General features: G+C 71.0%; 14 protein-coding genes and 2 pseudogenes. 12 read left to right on the forward strand and 4 right to left on the reverse strand.

The window, feature by feature from the left end:
• Nucleotides 1–1,287: DUF1015 domain-containing protein (locus IEY95_RS41595; RefSeq protein WP_189191453.1), on the reverse strand; the 1,287-nt coding region annotated here is incomplete at its 3' end.
• 72 nt (nucleotides 1,288–1,359) lie between these two features.
• Here IEY95_RS41595 and IEY95_RS41600 point away from each other — a divergent pair.
• The 4 genes from IEY95_RS41600 to IEY95_RS41615 all read left to right on the forward strand — a co-directional run bounded on the left by IEY95_RS41600 (nucleotide 1,360) and on the right by IEY95_RS41615 (nucleotide 5,751).
• Complete coding sequence (locus IEY95_RS41600) at nucleotides 1,360–2,427, forward strand: HAD hydrolase-like protein (RefSeq protein ID WP_189191454.1); 1,068 nt, start codon at nucleotides 1,360–1,362, stop codon at nucleotides 2,425–2,427.
• Nucleotides 2,428–2,750: 323 nt separating this feature from the next.
• On the forward strand, nucleotides 2,751–3,794 hold the full coding sequence (locus tag IEY95_RS41605; RefSeq protein ID WP_189191455.1) for a FecCD family ABC transporter permease: 1,044 nt from the start codon (nucleotides 2,751–2,753) through the stop codon (nucleotides 3,792–3,794).
• A complete protein-coding gene (locus IEY95_RS41610; protein ID WP_189191456.1) occupies nucleotides 3,791–4,858 on the forward strand; it encodes a FecCD family ABC transporter permease in 1,068 nt (355 codons plus the stop codon). Before IEY95_RS41605 ends, IEY95_RS41610 begins: the two co-directional genes overlap by 4 nt.
• A gap of 23 nt (nucleotides 4,859–4,881) precedes the next feature.
• Nucleotides 4,882–5,751 carry an ABC transporter ATP-binding protein gene (locus IEY95_RS41615; protein ID WP_373294655.1) on the forward strand — a complete coding sequence of 290 codons (870 nt, stop codon included), beginning with the start codon at nucleotides 4,882–4,884 and terminating at the stop codon, nucleotides 5,749–5,751.
• On the opposite strand, the gene IEY95_RS41620 is transcribed toward IEY95_RS41615, so the two are convergent.
• Nucleotides 5,735–6,082 carry an SCP2 sterol-binding domain-containing protein gene (locus IEY95_RS41620; protein WP_189191458.1) on the reverse strand — a complete coding sequence of 116 codons (348 nt, stop codon included), beginning with the start codon at nucleotides 6,080–6,082 and terminating at the stop codon, nucleotides 5,735–5,737. The two genes, IEY95_RS41615 and IEY95_RS41620, sit on opposite strands and share 17 nt — an antisense overlap.
• A 222-nt stretch (nucleotides 6,083–6,304) precedes the next feature.
• Here IEY95_RS41620 and IEY95_RS41625 point away from each other — a divergent pair, with 222 nt between their 5' ends.
• The 5 genes and pseudogenes from IEY95_RS41625 to IEY95_RS41645 all read left to right on the forward strand — a co-directional run.
• Nucleotides 6,305–6,541 carry a hypothetical protein gene (locus IEY95_RS41625; protein WP_189191575.1) on the forward strand — a complete coding sequence of 79 codons (237 nt, stop codon included), beginning with the start codon at nucleotides 6,305–6,307 and terminating at the stop codon, nucleotides 6,539–6,541.
• A gap of 7 nt (nucleotides 6,542–6,548) precedes the next feature.
• Nucleotides 6,549–7,364 carry a TlyA family RNA methyltransferase gene (locus IEY95_RS41630; protein WP_189191459.1) on the forward strand — a complete coding sequence of 272 codons (816 nt, stop codon included), beginning with the start codon at nucleotides 6,549–6,551 and terminating at the stop codon, nucleotides 7,362–7,364.
• Nucleotides 7,361–8,266 (forward strand): NAD kinase, encoded by a 906-nt coding sequence (locus tag IEY95_RS41635; protein WP_189191460.1) that lies wholly within the window; start codon nucleotides 7,361–7,363, stop codon nucleotides 8,264–8,266. Before IEY95_RS41630 ends, IEY95_RS41635 begins: the two co-directional genes overlap by 4 nt.
• Before the next feature lie 156 nt (nucleotides 8,267–8,422).
• Entirely contained in the window at nucleotides 8,423–10,153 is a 1,731-nt protein-coding gene (gene recN, locus IEY95_RS41640) for a DNA repair protein RecN (RefSeq protein WP_189191461.1), read from the forward strand.
• 268 nt (nucleotides 10,154–10,421) lie between these two features.
• Nucleotides 10,422–10,742: pseudogene (locus tag IEY95_RS41645) on the forward strand (hypothetical protein); the annotation flags it as partial.
• Nucleotides 10,743–11,009: 267 nt separating this feature from the next.
• Here the strand turns inward: IEY95_RS41645 and IEY95_RS41650 are convergent.
• Together IEY95_RS41650 and IEY95_RS41655 are read right to left on the reverse strand one after the other, a co-directional pair.
• Nucleotides 11,010–12,278: an FAD-dependent monooxygenase gene (locus IEY95_RS41650; protein ID WP_189191462.1), complete on the reverse strand. Its 1,269-nt coding sequence runs from the start codon at nucleotides 12,276–12,278 to the stop codon at nucleotides 11,010–11,012.
• Between the two features lie 140 nt (nucleotides 12,279–12,418).
• Nucleotides 12,419–12,913 carry a hypothetical protein gene (locus IEY95_RS41655; protein ID WP_189191463.1) on the reverse strand — a complete coding sequence of 165 codons (495 nt, stop codon included), beginning with the start codon at nucleotides 12,911–12,913 and terminating at the stop codon, nucleotides 12,419–12,421.
• Nucleotides 12,914–13,299: 386 nt separating this feature from the next.
• Between IEY95_RS41655 and IEY95_RS41660 the strand changes: the two genes are divergently transcribed.
• The 3 genes and pseudogenes from IEY95_RS41660 to IEY95_RS41670 all read left to right on the forward strand — a co-directional run bounded on the left by IEY95_RS41660 (nucleotide 13,300) and on the right by IEY95_RS41670 (nucleotide 16,154).
• Nucleotides 13,300–13,872 carry a TetR/AcrR family transcriptional regulator gene (locus tag IEY95_RS41660; protein WP_229703723.1) on the forward strand — a complete coding sequence of 191 codons (573 nt, stop codon included), beginning with the start codon at nucleotides 13,300–13,302 and terminating at the stop codon, nucleotides 13,870–13,872.
• 160 nt (nucleotides 13,873–14,032) lie between these two features.
• Nucleotides 14,033–14,482 (forward strand): annotated as a pseudogene (locus IEY95_RS41665) (hypothetical protein); the annotation flags it as partial.
• Between the two features lie 535 nt (nucleotides 14,483–15,017).
• On the forward strand, nucleotides 15,018–16,154 hold the full coding sequence (locus tag IEY95_RS41670) for a glycosyltransferase family 4 protein (protein WP_189191464.1): 1,137 nt from the start codon (nucleotides 15,018–15,020) through the stop codon (nucleotides 16,152–16,154).
• Nucleotides 16,155–16,164: the final 10 nt, after the last annotated feature.

Consider the following 16,164-nt stretch of genomic DNA (forward strand, 5'->3'; position numbering starts at 1 on the left):
CGCGAGACCCCGTAGCACCAGGCCGGACGCCGGCTTGGGGCCGAACGACGTCGACTTGCGGGGCATCGTGACGCCCTGGCGGGCGAGGTCGCGTACGACTTCCTCGTGGACCGGGTGCATCAGGACGGCCGTGCCGCCGTCACGCTCCGCCTTCTCGACCGTGGCGGTGGTGTCGTGGATGTACGCGATGTGCTCGGGCGAGTCCTCCGGGATGCCCCAGATGTGGTCGAGGAGCGTGGCGTGCAGGACCGTCGCGTCCAGGGTGCGCCAGGCCTCGGGGCGGTCGGCCGGGATCGTGCGAGCGAGGAGGTCCTTGTCCGGGCGGTCGAGCAGATGGAACGTGCCGTCGCCGGCAAGGAGGAAGGCGTTTCCCTCGGCGGCCGCCAAGGAGAGGGCCCCCAGGGCCTCGGAGAGCGGAAGGTCGAGGTGGCGTACCCGAAAGGAGTCCGTGAGGGCGGCCAGCGCCTCGGCGACCGGCAGCCGGTGCAGCAGGCGGTGGATCGCGCGGACGCGGAGCGGGAAGCGCACGGTGTCGACCAGGAGGACCAGGCCGTAGTCCCAGGGACTGGGAGACGGGTGCTCCGCGCGTAGACGCAGATATGTCGCCCAGCGATGGTGGCCGTCGGCGATGAGCGCCTGGTGTTGAAGGAGATCTGTCTGGATCTCGGCCAGCTCGGCCGGATCGGTGACCGCCCACAGGCGGTGGCTGAAGCCGTCCTCCGTGGTCGTCGACAGCAGCGGCGTACGTTCGGCGGTGCGTTCGATGACGGCGGCCGTGCCGACCCGGGAACCGTTGCCTCGATAGGTCAGCAGCAGGGGTTCGAGGTTGGCGCACGTCGCGCGCATCAGGGCCGCGCGGTCCGCGACGATGTGCGGCATCACGTCCTCGTGCGGGAGGACGACGGCGTCCGACGGCTCCGACAGGCGCAGAGCGCCGATGACGCCGCGTTGCAGTAGGTCGCCATCGCACTGCTCGTACACGTACAGGCCCGGCTCGGGATCGGTCGTCAGGACGCCTTCCGACAGCCAGCGGCTCAAGGTTTCGGCCGCCTGTCGGTTGCGGGCGGTCGGGGTGCCGTCCTGGGGGAGGATCAGCCGGACGATGTTGTGCGGGTCGGCGGATTCGAGTTCGAGCAGGCCGTCGGGCCGCACGATGACGTCATACGGCGGGGATGTCACGGCGGCCAGGCTGCCGACCCGGTCGGGGTCGTAGCGCAGGCCTCGGAACGCGGTCAGTTCGAGGCCGGTGCCCGCCGGTGTCTCCTCCTCGGGACCTGCATAGTTCATTGATGCATCGTAAGTGTGTCAGTGGCATGCGCGATGATCGGGGGAAAGGGATCGAACGAGGAGCGATGTGCAATGAGCCAGACCGTCAGGACGCGGCCCGAGGGCAGTGGTCAGGCCCTGAGCGAGGCGTACGACACGGCGCTGCTCGATCTGGACGGGGTGGTGTACGCGGGCGGCAACGCGATCGCCTACGCCGTGAAGTCCCTGGCCACGGCCCGCTCCGGCGGTATGCATCTCGCCTACGTCACAAATAACGCGCTGCGTACTCCGGACGTGGTAGCAGAGCACCTGACGGAGCTGGGGATACCGACAGAGGCCTCCGACGTCATCACCTCGGCGCAGGCTGCCGCCCGGCTCATCAGCGAGCAGGTACCCGCGGGCGCGCGCGTGCTGGTCGTCGGCGGGGAGGGGCTGCGGGTCGCGCTGCGCGAGCGCGGGCTCGAACCGGTCGAGTCGGCCGACGACGATCCGGCGGCGGTCGTCCAGGGGTTCGGCGGCGCCGACCTGGCCTGGGGGCGCTTCGCGGAGGCGTGCTACGCCATCGCGCGCGGGGTGCCATGGTTCGCCTCCAACACCGATCTGACGATCCCGAGCGCACGGGGGATCGCTCCGGGCAACGGCGCGGCGGTGGAGGTCGTCCGCATCGCCACAGGCGCCGAGCCGCAGGTGGCGGGCAAGCCGCTGCCCCCGATGCACCGCGAGACGATCCTGCGGACCGGGGCGAGGCGGCCGCTGGTGGTCGGCGACCGGCTGGACACGGACATCGAGGGCGCGTTCAACGGAGAGGTGGACTCGCTGCTCGTGCTCACCGGCGTGACGGACGGCGCGCAGCTCCTCGCGGCCCCGCCGCAGCACCGGCCGACGTACGTCGACGCGGATCTGCGCGGTCTGCTCACCGGGCAGCCGGAGGTCGTGGAGGCGGGCGACGGGTTCCGCTGCGGCGGCTGGACGGCGACGGCCGACGGCGTGGGGCTCCCCCCTGCTCGAGCGAAGTCGAGAGCTTGGGGGAGGCTGGAGCTGGAGGGTGACGGCGAGGCCCTCGACGGGCTGCGGGCGCTCTGCGCGGCGGCGTGGACGGCGGCCGGGGAGGGCACCTGCCAGTTGGACGGGGGGAAGGCGCTGGCGCGGCTGGGGCTTTGAGCACACCCGGATATCCGGCAACAGGCCTGTCGACGGCTCGTCGGCGACTGCTCGGGCACCCGGGCGGCTGGTCGGCGACGGCTCGGGCTCTTGGGCGACGCATCAGCGGCTGCTCGGCCACTCGGGCAGCTCGTCGGCGTGGGCTCGGACATTCGGGTGAGTCATCAGCGACGGCTCATCGCCGAGTGCTCGGGCACCCGGGCGACTCGTCAGCGACTGCTCCGGCCATCGACTCCTCACCAGTGACCCGCTCGGAGACTCGGTGGCTCATCAGCGGTGACGGGGCATCGGGCCGGAATGCGAGGGTAGGCTAACCTAACCTCGTGTTGGTCGACAGTCCTCCCGAACAGCGCGCGGAGATCGCCCCCGCGCCCCCAACCCGCCGGGCGATACGTGCCTTTGGGCTCCTCGCGTCCGTGGGTGTCCTGGTGCTCGTCGCCCTGGCGAGTATCGCGATCGGTGCGAAGGCGCTGCCGCTGGACCAGGTCTGGCACGGCCTGTTCCACGACTCGGGGACGTACGCCGACGTCGTGGTCGCCGACCGGGTCTCCCGAACCGTCCTCGGGTTGCTGGTCGGCGCCGCGCTCGGCTTGTCCGGTGCGGTCCTCCAGGCGCTCACCCGCAATCCGCTGGCCGACCCCGGACTGCTCGGCATCAACGCGGGTGCGTCCGCCGCGGTCGTCACCGCCATCACGTACTTCGGCGTGACGAGTCTGAGCGGCTACGTCTGGTTCGCCTTCTTCGGGGCGGCGGCGGTCGGCGCCCTGGTCTGGTTCCTGGGCGGCAGCCGGGGTGCGACGCCGGTGCGGCTCGCGCTCGCGGGCACCGCGATCAGCGCCGCTCTCTACGGTTACCTCCAGGCCGTGATGATCATGGACGACGCGGCGCTCGGCAAGATGCGCTTCTGGACCGTCGGTTCGCTGGCGTCGGCCACCGACACGACCATCAAGCAGGTCGTGCCGTTCCTCGCGGTCGGCACACTCGTCGCGTTGGCCCTCGCCCAGCCGCTGAACGCCGTGGCCATGGGCGACGACACCGCCCGCGCGCTGGGCGCCAACCTGAACCGCACCCGCGCGCTGTCCATGGCCGCCGCGACCGTGCTGTGCGGTGCCGCGACCGCCGCCTGCGGGCCGATCGTCTTCGTCGGGCTGATGGTCCCGCACGTCGTGCGGTCCTTCACCGGGCCCGACCTGCGCTGGATCCTGCCGTACGCCACCGTCCTGTCGCCCGTGCTGCTGCTCGGCGCCGATGTGCTCGGGCGGATGGTCGCCCGGCCCGCGGAGCTGCAGGTCGGCATCGTCACCGCGGTCCTGGGCGGCCCGGTCTTCATCTATCTCGTACGACGGCGGAGGACGGCGCAGCTGTGACCACACGGACGACCACAGGTAAGCCGGCCCCCGTCACTCGGTCGGTCCGCACACCCGGCGGTCTCTCCGTCCGGCTCGACGTCCGGGCGTTCACCGTCGTCGTGCTGCTGCTGGTGGCCGCGCTCGCCGCCAGTGTGGTGCTGATCGGCACCGGCGACTTCCCGATCCCGGCCGTCGACGTCCTCAAGACGCTGGTCGGCGACGGCAGTGCGAGCCAGGAGTTCATCGTCAACGACCTGCGGCTGCCGCGGGTTCTCGTCGGGCTGCTCGTGGGGGCCTCGCTCGGTCTCGGAGGGGCGCTCTTCCAGTCCATCTCCCGCAATCCGCTGGGCAGTCCGGACGTGCTCGGCCTGGGGCAGGGCTCGACGGCCGGCGCGCTCGTGATGATCGTGTTGTTCTCGGGGAGCGCCAACCAGGTCGCCCTCGGGGCGCTCGTCGGCGGCCTCATGACCGGACTCGCCATCTATCTGCTCGCCTGGAAGCGGGGTGTGCACGGTTATCGGCTGGTCCTTGTCGGTATCGGTGTCTCCGCGATCGTCACGGCGGTCAACGGCTATCTGCTCACCAAGGCCGACATCGTCGACGCGGCCCGCGCGGTCGTCTGGATGACCGGCTCGCTCAACGGCCGTGACTGGGAGCAGGTCTGGCCGCTGCTCGTCATGTGCGCCGTCCTCGTGCCGCTCGTCCTGGGCCATGCGCGGGGGCTGCGCATGATGGAGATGGGCGACGACGTCTCGTACGCCCTCGGAGTGCGGGTCGAGCGGACGCGGCTGCTGCTGATGCTGGCCGCGGTGCTGCTCACCGCGGGCGCCACCGCCGCCGCGGGTCCCGTCGGCTTCGTGGCGCTCACCGCGCCGCAGCTGGCCCGGCGGCTGACCCGGTCGCCCGGACCGAACCTGGTGCCGTCGATGTGCATGGGCGCGACCCTGCTGATCGTCGCGGACTGGGCCTCCCAGCGGGCCTTCGGCGCCGACCAGTTGCCCGTAGGCGTCGTGACCGGAGTCCTGGGCGGGGTCTATCTGCTGTGGCTCCTTGTCACCGAGCGCAAGGCAGGCCGGATTTGAACACCAAGAGGAGCGCTACGACTGTGAACCGCCTGTCCGCCGACAACGTCACTCTCGGCTACGACCAGCGCGTCATCGCGGAGAAGTTGTCGGTGGAGATCCCCGACAACTCCTTCACCGTGATCGTCGGCCCGAACGCCTGCGGCAAGTCCACGCTGCTACGTGCCCTGTCGCGGATGCTGAAGCCCTCCGAGGGGAGGGTGCTGCTCGATGGGCAGGTCATCCAGTCGATGCCGGCCAAGAAGGTGGCCCGCACGCTCGGACTGCTGCCGCAGTCGTCGATCGCGCCGGACGGGATCACGGTCGGCGACCTCGTCGGCCGGGGCCGCTATCCGCACCAGGGGCTGCTGCGCCAGTGGTCGACGGAGGACGAGCGGGTGGTGCGGGAGTCGATGGCCTCGACCGGGGTCGCCGAGCTCGCCGATCGCTATGTCGACGAATTGTCGGGCGGTCAGCGGCAACGCGTGTGGATCGCGATGGCTCTCGCCCAGCAGACCCCGCTGCTGCTCCTGGACGAGCCGACGACGTATCTCGACATCCAGCACCAGATCGACGTGCTCGACCTGTGTGCGGAGCTTCATGAGCAGCAGGGGCGGACGCTGGTCGCGGTCCTGCACGACCTCAATCACGCCGCCCGGTACGCCACCCACCTCATTGCCCTGCGCGACGGAGAGGTCATCGCCGAGGGCGCGCCGAACGACATCGTCACGGCCGAACTGGTCGAGCGGGTCTTCGGCCTGCGCTGCCAGGTCATCGACGACCCGGAGACGGGGACGCCGCTGGTGGTGCCGGCGGCACGCAAGGCGCGTGCGGCCGCCTCGATATCGGCTGTATCGGCAGCGTCGTCATCAGCTGTATCCGGATCGGCCGTATCGGCTACAGAAGGGTCCTGAGGCGGAACAGGTCCCGCAGGCCCGCCTCAAGCTTCACCCGGCCCGAGCCCCAGGCCTTCGCGAAGTTCAGGTCGCCGTTCACCATCGAGACCAGGTCGTCGCCCTTCATCGTGAGCCGGATCTGGGCCTTCTCGAGGGGCGGGCCCTGGAGCGTGTCGACCACCTCGATCCGGCCGTCCTTGAGCCGGCCCACGAAGGTGATGTCCAGGTCGGTGATACGGCAGCTCAGCGAGCGGTCCAGGGCCGCAGCGCTGCGTACGTCCCCTTCGGCGCCCGCAAGGTTGTCCGAGAGCTTGTCGAGTGCGGTGCGGCACTCCTCAATCGTCGCCATCGTGATCGACGGTACCGCAGCGCTTCGCGGTAGCGTCGGGGCATGAGCGACTCATCGCCGGAGACCGAAGTCCGGCAGGACGTGCGGGCACCGGAGCCCGGCATTTCCTCCGGACCGGACGCCGGGCCCGTGGCCGGACCCGGACCCGAGACCGGGCCCGTGTACGAACTCGAACCCGGGGCCGGGCCGGGGCCGGACGGTGAGCCGGGCGCCGGGCTCACGATCGAACCCTCGTACGACCCCGCCGCCCCTGCTCCACTCAACCTGGACCGGACCCCCACCGGCAACGCCGATGTCGACGCCCAGCTCGACCGGCTGGCCGATGCCGACCACCTCGCCACGGACGGACACGTCGAGGTGTACGAGGATGTACATCGGGGGCTGCGCGACGCGCTCACCGCGCTCGACGCCCGCCCGGGACCTCCGGCGCCCCCCGCACCGTACGACCGCAGGAGCTGAACCGAACGTGGCAGGAGTGGCACGACGCCGCCTCGACGCCGAGCTGGTCCGCCGGAAGCTCGCCCGCTCGCGCGAGCACGCCAGCCAGCTGATCGCCGCGGGACGGGTCACCGTCGGCAAGACCCTCGCGACCAAGCCCGCCACGCAGGTGGAGACCGCGGCCGCGATCGTGGTCACCCAGGACGACAGCGACCCCGACTACGTCTCGCGCGGCGGGCACAAGCTCGCGGGTGCCCTGGCGGCCTTCGTGCCCCAGGGGCTGAAGGTCGAGGGCCGGCGCGCGCTGGACGCCGGAGCGTCCACCGGAGGCTTCACCGACGTACTGCTGCGCTCGGGCGCCGCCCATGTCGTCGCCGTGGACGTCGGTTACGGACAACTCGCCTGGTCTCTGCAGAGCGATGAACGCGTCACCGTCAAGGACCGTACGAACGTACGCGAGTTGACGTTGGAGGCGATCGATGGGGAGCCCGTGGATCTTGTCGTCGGGGATCTGTCCTTCATCCCGCTCGGACTGGTGCTGCCCGCTCTGGTGCGGTGCGCGGCGCCGGATGCCGACCTGGTGATGATGGTGAAGCCGCAGTTCGAGGTGGGGAAGGAACGGTTGGGGAGCGGCGGTGTCGTACGCAGCCCCGAACTGCGCGCGGAGGCTGTGCGCGGAGTGGCCGGACGAGCCCGGGAACTGGGGCTCGGAGTGCAGGGTGTGACCGCAAGCCCGTTGCCCGGACCCTCGGGCAACGTCGAGTACTTTCTGTGGCTGCGTGCCGGGGCACCCGAACTCGACCCGGCCGACGTTGACCGTGCAGTGGCGGAGGGGCCGCGTTGACACAGACCCGAGCTCGTACTGTTTTCCTGCTGGCCCACACCGGGCGGCCGGCAGCCATCCGCAGCGCCGAGTTGGTCGTCCAGGGGCTGCTGCGCTCCGGGATCGGCGTACGGGTCCTGGAGGCGGAGGCGGCCGACCTGCCGCTACCGGGCGAGGTGGAGCTGGTCAAGGAGGCGACTCCCCAGTGCCTTGACAGCTGCGAACTGCTGATCGTGCTGGGCGGTGACGGCACGCTGCTGCGCGGCGCCGAGTTCGCCCGCGCCTCCGGGGTGCCGATGCTCGGCGTCAACCTCGGCCGCGTCGGCTTCCTCGCGGAGGCCGAGCGCGACGACCTCGACAAGGTGGTCGACCGGGTCGTCACCAAGGCCTACGAGGTCGAGGAGCGCATGACCGTCGACGTCGTCGTGCACCAGAACGGCGACATCGTGCACACCGACTGGGCGCTGAACGAGGCGGCCGTGCAGAAGGTGTCCGCCGAGAGGCTCCTCGAAGTGGTGCTGGAGATCGACGGGCGACCGGTGACGGGCTTCGGCTGCGACGGCATCGTCTGCGCGACCCCGACCGGCTCGACGGCGTACGCCTTCTCCGCGGGCGGGCCCGTGGTGTGGCCGGAGGTCGAGGCGCTGCTCATGGTGCCGATCAGTGCGCACGCGCTCTTCGCCAAGCCGTTGGTGACGTCGCCGGACTCCGTGCTCGCGGTGGAGGTGCTGCCGCACATTCCGCCGGGTGTGCTGTGGTGCGACGGGCGGCGGACGCTGGAGCTGCCGCCGGGGGCGCGGGTGGAGGTGCGGCGGGGGGCTGTGCCGGTGCGGCTGGCCCGACTGCACCACGCGTCGTTCACCGATCGGTTGGTGGCGAAGTTCGCGCTGCCGGTTTCCGGGTGGCGCGGGGCGCCGCACTAGACGGCGGGGCGCCGCACCAGACGTACGACGGCTTGTACGGCAGCCCACTCCCGCGGGTGACAAGGGCCTCTTTGTGGGGCCTTGTCACCTGCGCCTTCGCTGCGGCGAGGCGGGGCCCGTCGCACAGCCGGGTCCCGACCTCGTAAGGTCGTGTCCGTGTTGGAGGAGATGCGGATACGGTCGCTCGGAGTCATCGACGACGCGGTCGTCGAGCTGTCGCCCGGCTTCACCGCCGTGACCGGTGAGACCGGCGCGGGCAAGACGATGGTGGTCACCAGCCTCGGGCTGCTGCTGGGCGGGCGCGCGGACCCGGCCCTCGTACGGATCGGCGCCAAGAACGCCGTCGTGGAGGGGCGGATCGCCCTGCCCACGGGCGGGACGGCCGTCGTACGGGCCGAGGAGGCCGGAGCCGAGCTCGACGACGGGGCGCTGCTGATCAGCCGTACCGTTTCGGCAGAGGGGCGGTCGCGGGCGCACTTGGGCGGGCGTTCCGTACCGGTGGGTGTGCTCGCCGAGCTCGCCGACGAGCTCGTCGCCGTGCACGGGCAGACCGACCAGCAGGGGCTGCTCAAGCTGTCCCGGCAACGGCAGGCGCTCGACCGGTACGCGGGCGACGCGGTCGCCGGGCCGCTCGCCAAGTACTCGGGCGCCTACCGGCGGCTGCGCGCCATCTCGGCCGAGCTGGACGAGATCACCACGCGCGCGCGTGAGCGGGCTCAGGAAGCCGACATGCTGCGCTTCGGGCTCGACGAGATCGCGGCGGTCGAGCCGCGGGCGGGCGAGGACGTGGAGCTGGCCGCCGAGGCCGAGCGTCTCGGCCATGCGGAGGCGCTCGCGTCGGCCGCCACGGCCGCGCACGCCGCGCTCGCGGGCAATCCCGAGGACCCGGAGGGCATCGACGCCACCACGCTCGTCGCGGGGGCGCACCGGGCCCTGGAGGCCGTCCGGTCGCACGACTCCGCCCTGGCCGCGCTGTCCGGGCGGATCGGGGAGATCGGCATTCTGCTGGGCGATGTGGCGGGCGAATTGGCGGGGTACGCCGACGACCTCGACGCCGATCCCCTGCGGCTCGCGGCGGTCGAGGAGCGCCGCGCCGCGCTCACCCAGCTGACCCGGAAGTACGGCGAGGACATCAACGCCGTACTGGCGTGGGCCGAGCAGAGTGCCACGCGGCTCACCGAACTCGACGGCGACGACGAGCGGATCGACGAGCTGACCGCCGAGCGGGACGCGCTGCGGACCGAACTGGGCGGGCTGGCCCAGGCGTTGACGGACGCGCGCACGGAGGCCGCCGAGCGGTTCGCCGCCGCCGTGACCGCCGAGCTGGCCTCGCTCGCCATGCCGCACGCGCGCGTGTCGTTCGAGATCCGGCAGACCGACGACCCGGAGGGTGTGGGCGTCGGCGGGCGCACGGTCGCGTACGGGCCCGCCGGCGTCGACGAGGTCGAGCTGCTGCTCGCCCCGCATCCCGGGGCGCCGCCGCGGCCGATCGCCAAGGGGGCATCCGGCGGTGAGCTGTCGCGTGTGATGCTGGCGGTGGAGGTCGTGTTCGCGGGTACGGATCCTGTGCCGACGTATTTGTTCGACGAGGTCGACGCGGGGGTCGGCGGCAAGGCCGCGGTCGAGATCGGACGGCGGTTGGCGCGGCTGGCGAAGACCGCGCAGGTGGTCGTGGTGACGCATCTGCCGCAGGTGGCCGCGTTCGCCGACCGGCAGTTGCTCGTCGAGAAGACCAACGACGGGTCGGTGACCCGGTCCGGGGTCAAGGTCCTGGAGGGCGAGGAACGGATCCGTGAGCTGTCCCGGATGCTTGCGGGGCAGGAGGACTCGGAGACGGCTCGGGCGCATGCGGAGGAGTTGCTGGCTACGGCTCGGGCCGACGGGTAGCCGTCGGCGGGCCTTCTTCTGCGCCGCTCCGCGACGGGGCTTCGACCGCTTCACGGTGCGGCTTTGATCGCTCCGTGGTCTGGTCTTCGCCGGTCTGTGTCTGGTCTCCGCCGGTCCTGTGGTCTGGTCTTCGCCGGTCTGTGTCTGGTCTCCGCCGCTCCGTGGTCTGATCTCCGTCGGTCCGCGGCGGGTTTCCCGCCCGGCTCCCGTCGACCGTTCCGCAGTCCCTGTATCCGGCCCGCTCCGTGGGCCCCTTAGGGTTTCCGGGATGAGCATATTTGTGGGCCGGGGTGCCGCATTCAGCACGGCTGCGGCGGTCACCCGAGCGGGAATCGCCGCCCTGCGTTCCAAGGCGCCGGGCGGGCCCGCCCGTTGGGAGCGCAAGAACTTCGCCGGGCGCACCGTCGAGCTGTACGCGGGCCCCGCGGCGGCTGTGGGAGCGGCGCTCGGGGCCGCGCGGGTCCGGCCTGCCGCCGGGTTCGCGGTCGCGGCCGCCGGTGCGTGTGGCGCGTACGACGATGTCGTGGGCGTGGATGACCCCCGGCGTGGGTTCCGGGCGCACTTCGGGGCTCTGCGGGACGGTGACGTCTTGCGCAGCCAAGCGTCGGTAGCACTCGACCGCGAAGAAGCCGCGCCCCCTGCGGGAAGGATCTCCGTCTCGATGTTGCCGCAGGCTGTACCGAGGATTCATGGCGCGAGACGCGAACGGGTGTACGAAACCCTCATCTAGCCCCCTGAACAGCGAAGTTATTACCGCATGAGCAAGGATTGACTCACCATCATGGCCACGTCGTCGCGCAGGACCGCGTCGGCAGGAGATCTGCAAGGCGGCGTCGAAGGCCCATGCCCCCGCTGTCTACCCGTCACGGTTTCCCGGCTGATCAAGTCCGGGCGGGCACGGTAGTCGGCCAGTTTGACGTGACTGGGCGTCTTTCCCTTCGCCTCGTCGGCGGGCGAGGTACCAACGTCGGCCAGTGGCAAAGGCGCGCCGTGCCGTGCGTACGGCAGCGATCTGGGTGGCAATGTGGAGTTGGTGGTGCCAGGGGCTCTGGCCGCCGTGGCGTACCGACATGGCGTGCGCGAACGCCACAGCGTCGCGGTCGATGTACTGGTCCAAGTGCTCGAACCACGCCATGCTCGTACGCGAGGCCGCCTGCACCGGATGGAGTTCCACGCGGCGATGGCGGTCGTACTCCCGCAAGGCGTCCTCCACGTCAAGGTATTTCTGCAGGCTGTGTGCAAGGACGATCGCGTCGATGATCGCCAGTCTGGTGCCCGACCCCAGCGTGAAGTGGGTGGTGTGGGCAGCGTCGCCGACGAGCACCGTCGTGCCGTGGTACCAGGTCTCGTTGGTCACGTGCGCGAAGCGCTGCCAGTGCGCCGGCGCGCCCCGTGATCGACTGATCAAGCGGTGGCCGTCGAGTGCGCGCTTGAAGGTGTCCTCCAGCAGTCGCACTCCCTGGTCGCGGCCGAGCACGTCGAGTCCCAGACTGTGCCAGGTCTGCGGTGAGCATTCGACGATGCAGGTGCTGATTCCCGCGACCGAGGGGTAGGCGTGAAACCAGATCCATCCCGCGGACGTCTGCTCGAAGCTGAACACGAAGCTGCGGAACGCCTGGTCCGTGCCGAGCCAGATGTAGGGATTGAGACCGACTTCAATGCGAGTTCCGAACGCTGCGCTCTGTCCCCGGATCCCGCTGTTCGCACCGTCGGCGGCAACGAGAAGGTCCGCTTCGGGAAGCGTCGAGTGATCTGCAACGCGGTGGCCATACTGGACGTCGACGCCGAGCTGCGAGGCACGCCGGGCCAGGACGTCGAGCAACGCAGATCGGCTGATGCTGTATCCGTAACCCCCGAAGTGCGCCGTCTGCTCGCCGCCCGAGCCGCGCACACGCACCTCCTGGTCCTGCCACAGCACGGACCTGGCGGTGACCTCCCGCGCGCTTTCGGGATCGTTGCGATAGAGGACGTCCAACAGGTCGTCCCAGTACACGACGCCCCAGCCGTAGGTGGCCGCCGGCGGGTCACGGTCGTACACGGTGATCTCGTGCCCGGCATCGCGCAACTTGGCCGAGATCGCGAAGTACAGCCCCGCAGGCCCCGCACCGACGCACACGATCCTCACCGCTACCCACCGCCCCGACTATCAGTCGGATGGGAGGCCTGCCGCTTCAGACGGGTCCGGATGCCCGAGGTGTCCGGGCATCCGGATTCGGCACTCACGAAACTGCCGAACGTTGATCGCGAGCTCACTGCGCTGGAGCGTCAGTAGCCGTGCCCGCCACCGCCGTGGTCACCACCGCCGTACCCGCCACCGCCGTGGTCACCACCGCCGTACCCGCCACCGCCGTGGTCACCACCGCCGTACCCGCCACCGCCGTGGTCACCACCGCCGTACCCGCCACCGCCGCGGTCTCCCCAGCCCCAGCCGTCACCGGAGTGGCCGCGATCTCCCCAGCCCCAGCCGTCACCGGAGTGGCCGCGGTCTCCCCAGCCCCAGCCGTCACCGGAGTGGCCGCGGTCTCCCCAGCCCCAGCCGCCACCATAGAAGCAGCGGTCTCCCCAACCCCAGCCCCAGCCGTCACCGTAGAAGCAGCGATCTCCCAGGCCCTTGCTGTCGTGGGAGGGAGCCGAAGCGACATGGGACGACGAGGGGAAAGCGGCCGCGCTGGCAGCGCCGGCTCCGGCCGCGATGGCAAAGATGGGTGCCGTGCAGATCACAGCGGCTATCCGCCGCATCCTGCCCGTAGTTGCGCGCATGATGTCCCCCTTCCGGGGGTCGCAACAGGGATCTCGGGCGCTCAGGGGGGAACGCCCATAGGCGCCAGATCCTGCGCGCGGGTCTGACGCGTGGTGATCCACCCGCCGGACCTGCTGAACCACGTCCCAGCATTTTCCAAGCAGGCTTACGGATCTTACTATTGAGTACAAGACGGAGCATACAGTACGAAACGCACCGTTTCGCCAATATAGGGCCACTTTCAGGGCAAAATCAACGGGGCGCCAGTGGCTCACAAGGGAGACATGCGGTGGACACTCCCAGGCGGCAAGACGGCCGCCAGAGCGCTTTGGCTCCTGAGTACGCCGCCCAGCCCGACCACATCGCGCCTGACTCGCGTCGGCGTCGCCGGGAATCTCACGAAGCCGTGCTCCGAGCCACGAAAGACCTCCTCAGCGAGGTCGGATACCAGCGGCTAACCTTCGAAGGCATCGCCCGGCGGGCCGGAGTCAGCAAGGCCACCATCTATCGGTGGTGGCCGAACAAGGCCGCACTCGTGATCGAGGCCCTCAGCGGGGAAGTCCCCCTGCCTCCCATCCACGAGACCGGCGACCTCGAAGCCGACCTCCGCACGGCCGTCCGTCTCACTATCGAGCTCGTCTCCGCCATGCCCACTTGCCTGATACTCCCGGCGCTGCTCGCCGACGTGATCGAGGATCCCACCGGCACCGGAGCCTTCGCCGAGCTCATCGAACCCCGCCGCGCGTCGGTCGTGAAGCTGCTGGAGCGGGCCCGCCTCGAAGGCCGGTTGCCGCCGGACACCGATACCTCACTGATGGTCGACATCTACTCCGGAACCGTCGTGTACCTGGCCGCGGTGAACCGCATACCGCCGGGCGAGGCGGTGGTGGGCCAGCTTGTCAGCCTCCTGTTGCACGGCCACCTCCCGGTCTCGAAGGGACCCGCCCCCGCAGACCGGGAAGAATCGCCAGGCGCGTGAGTCGGCCGCGCAGAAGTCGCCTCCTGCTGGAACGCTCCCTGTCGATGGCGCCGTAGGCCGAACCGAGCACGCACGGCGAGGGGCGACGCCGCAGTCAACGGGATGACCTCATCCAGCGCCCTGACCTGCGAAGTTATTACTGCTTGAACGGCGGTTGACTGAAGTGACCAGGGGGGCGGTCAAGTTGTTCGGGATCTCGGCAGCCGGGCTGGTGGCGGGGGCGATGCTCAAGGAGCGGCTCCTGGACAAGCTGCTCGCGGGTGTCGTGATCGCCGGGACCGCGCACTTCGTCAACCTTGTGGATGTGCGGCCCGGGCGGGCCGCCGGTGCCGTGCTCGCCCTGGGCGCGCCCGGGGTGCTGCGCGGCGAAACCGCCGGGCAGTTGTCCGCCGCGGCCATGGGGGCCGCCGCGGCTGTGCTCCCCGACGACCTCGGTGAGCGCGCGATGATCGGCGACACCGGCGCACACGCGCTCGGCGCCGCCCTGGGCACCGCCATCGCCGCGGGCAACGGCCGCGCGGGGCTCATCGCCCACGCCGCGGCACTGGTGGCCGCGGCGGCATACGGGGAGAAGGCCAGTGATGCGGCGCGCTCGCTGGGGCGGGGGTGATGGTCTGTGTGAGCGGTGTGCTCTGTAGGAGCGTCGCGGGTGATGACCTGTGCGACCGGCGTGCACTGTACGAGCGCGGCGCTCTGTACGGTCTCCGCGCTCCGTGCATGGACCCGGGCTCCGTGCGTGCACCCGGGCTCCGTTCCGGGCGTGCCCCTGACCGCGGGCGGCGCCTCTGAGGGCCGGGCAACCCCACCCCACCCCACCCCACCCCACCCCACCCGGCCGGCCCGCCGACCAGGTCGGAAGCTTGCCATCACGCGCCCCGGCGCGTTGACGACGGTAAGCACGCGCCCTCCAGTGCCCAACCCTCGAACTCCACCCAAAACGACCGCACTTCTCACTCGTGTGAGTGACTACCCCCGGCGAGTTGCCCCAGTCTTCGCGACCATCGTCCGGCGGCGGTCCCGGAACACCCGTGCGGCCTGGCATCCTTGGCGGAGTACGCGGAGCACGACGTGCGGTACACCCCCCTGCGCGATCCTTCTGTAGTTTCTTCGTGACCGTCCGACGCCGAATCAGGAGCCCCGGCCACGTGAGCCACGTGAGCAGCCACTCACCGCACGGCCAGTTGCCGCTGCGCACCGTGCAGGTGCTCGGCGGCGGCAGCGCGGGCAGCAGTGCGCATGTGCGGTCGCTGGCTTCGGGGCTCGTCGCCCGGGGTGTGCGGGTGACTGTGTGCGCCCCCGCCGAGGCCGATCGGGTGTACGGGTTCACCGGCGTGGGCGCGCAGCACGTTGCGGTGCCGCGCAGCAGCGACCCGGCCTCCGTGGCCGCGCTGCGGACCGCCTGCGCGGACGCCGACCTGGTGCACGCGCACGGGCTGCACGCGGCGCTGCGGGCCGCGCTCGCGCTGAGCGGGCGGCGCGTGCCGCTCGTCGTCACCTGGCACACGCGCTCACACGCGGAGGGGGCGCGGGCCCATCTGCTGCGGCTCCTCGAGCGGCGGGTCGCCAGGGCCGCCGCCGTGGTGCTCGGGACCTCGTCCGACCTCGTGGACCGCGCTCGCAGCAGGGGAGCGCGCGACGCACGGCTCGCCGCCGTCGCGTTCCCCGCCCCGCGCACGCCCCTCGAGCAAGGTGACCCCGACCGACTGCGGCACAAGGCGCTGGCCGAACTCGGCGCCACCGACCGGCCGTTGCTCATGGCCGTCGGCTCGCTCGACCGGCATCGTGGTTACGACACCCTGCTGGACGCCGCGCGCGCCTGGCGTCGCCTCGATCCCCTGCCGCTGCTCGTGATCGCGGGGGAGGGGCCGCTGCGGACGGTTCTGCAGCGCCGTATCGAGGACGAAGGGCTGCCCGCCCGGCTGATCGGCCGGCGCGAGGACATCACGGAGCTCCTCGCGGCCGCCGATCTCGCACTGTTGACCAGCAGTTGGGAATCCCGCTCGGTACTCGCGCAAGAGGCCCTCCACGCGCGCGTGCCGCTGGTCGCGACCGCGGTCGGCGGCATCCCCGAACTGGTCGGCGACGCAGCCGAACTCGTCCCGTACGGCGACGCCCAGGCGCTCGCGGACGCGGTCGTACGCCTCCTCGGCGACCCCGGGCACCGGGAACTCCTCAAGGCGAAGGGCGCTCGACAGGCCGCCGCCTGGCCCACCGAGGACGAGACCGTTGCTCAAGTACTGAGCGTCTACGACGAGTTGACCCAGTCCAAGCCCCTTGGCTAGGGGACGTCCG

Source organism: Streptomyces albiflavescens (assembly GCF_014645835.1).
Taxonomy (GTDB): domain Bacteria; phylum Actinomycetota; class Actinomycetes; order Streptomycetales; family Streptomycetaceae; genus Streptomyces; species Streptomyces albiflavescens.

Coding starts and splice junctions, on each gene's coding strand:
- IEY95_RS41600 (WP_189191454.1), top strand. CDS start 1,360: ATGAGCCAGACCGTCAGGACGCGGCCCGAGGGCAGTGGTCAGGCCCTG.
- IEY95_RS41620 (WP_189191458.1), bottom strand. CDS start 6,082: ATGGCGACGATTGAGGAGTGCCGCACCGCACTCGACAAGCTCTCGGAC.
- IEY95_RS41655 (WP_189191463.1), bottom strand. CDS start 12,913: ATGCGCGCAACTACGGGCAGGATGCGGCGGATAGCCGCTGTGATCTGC.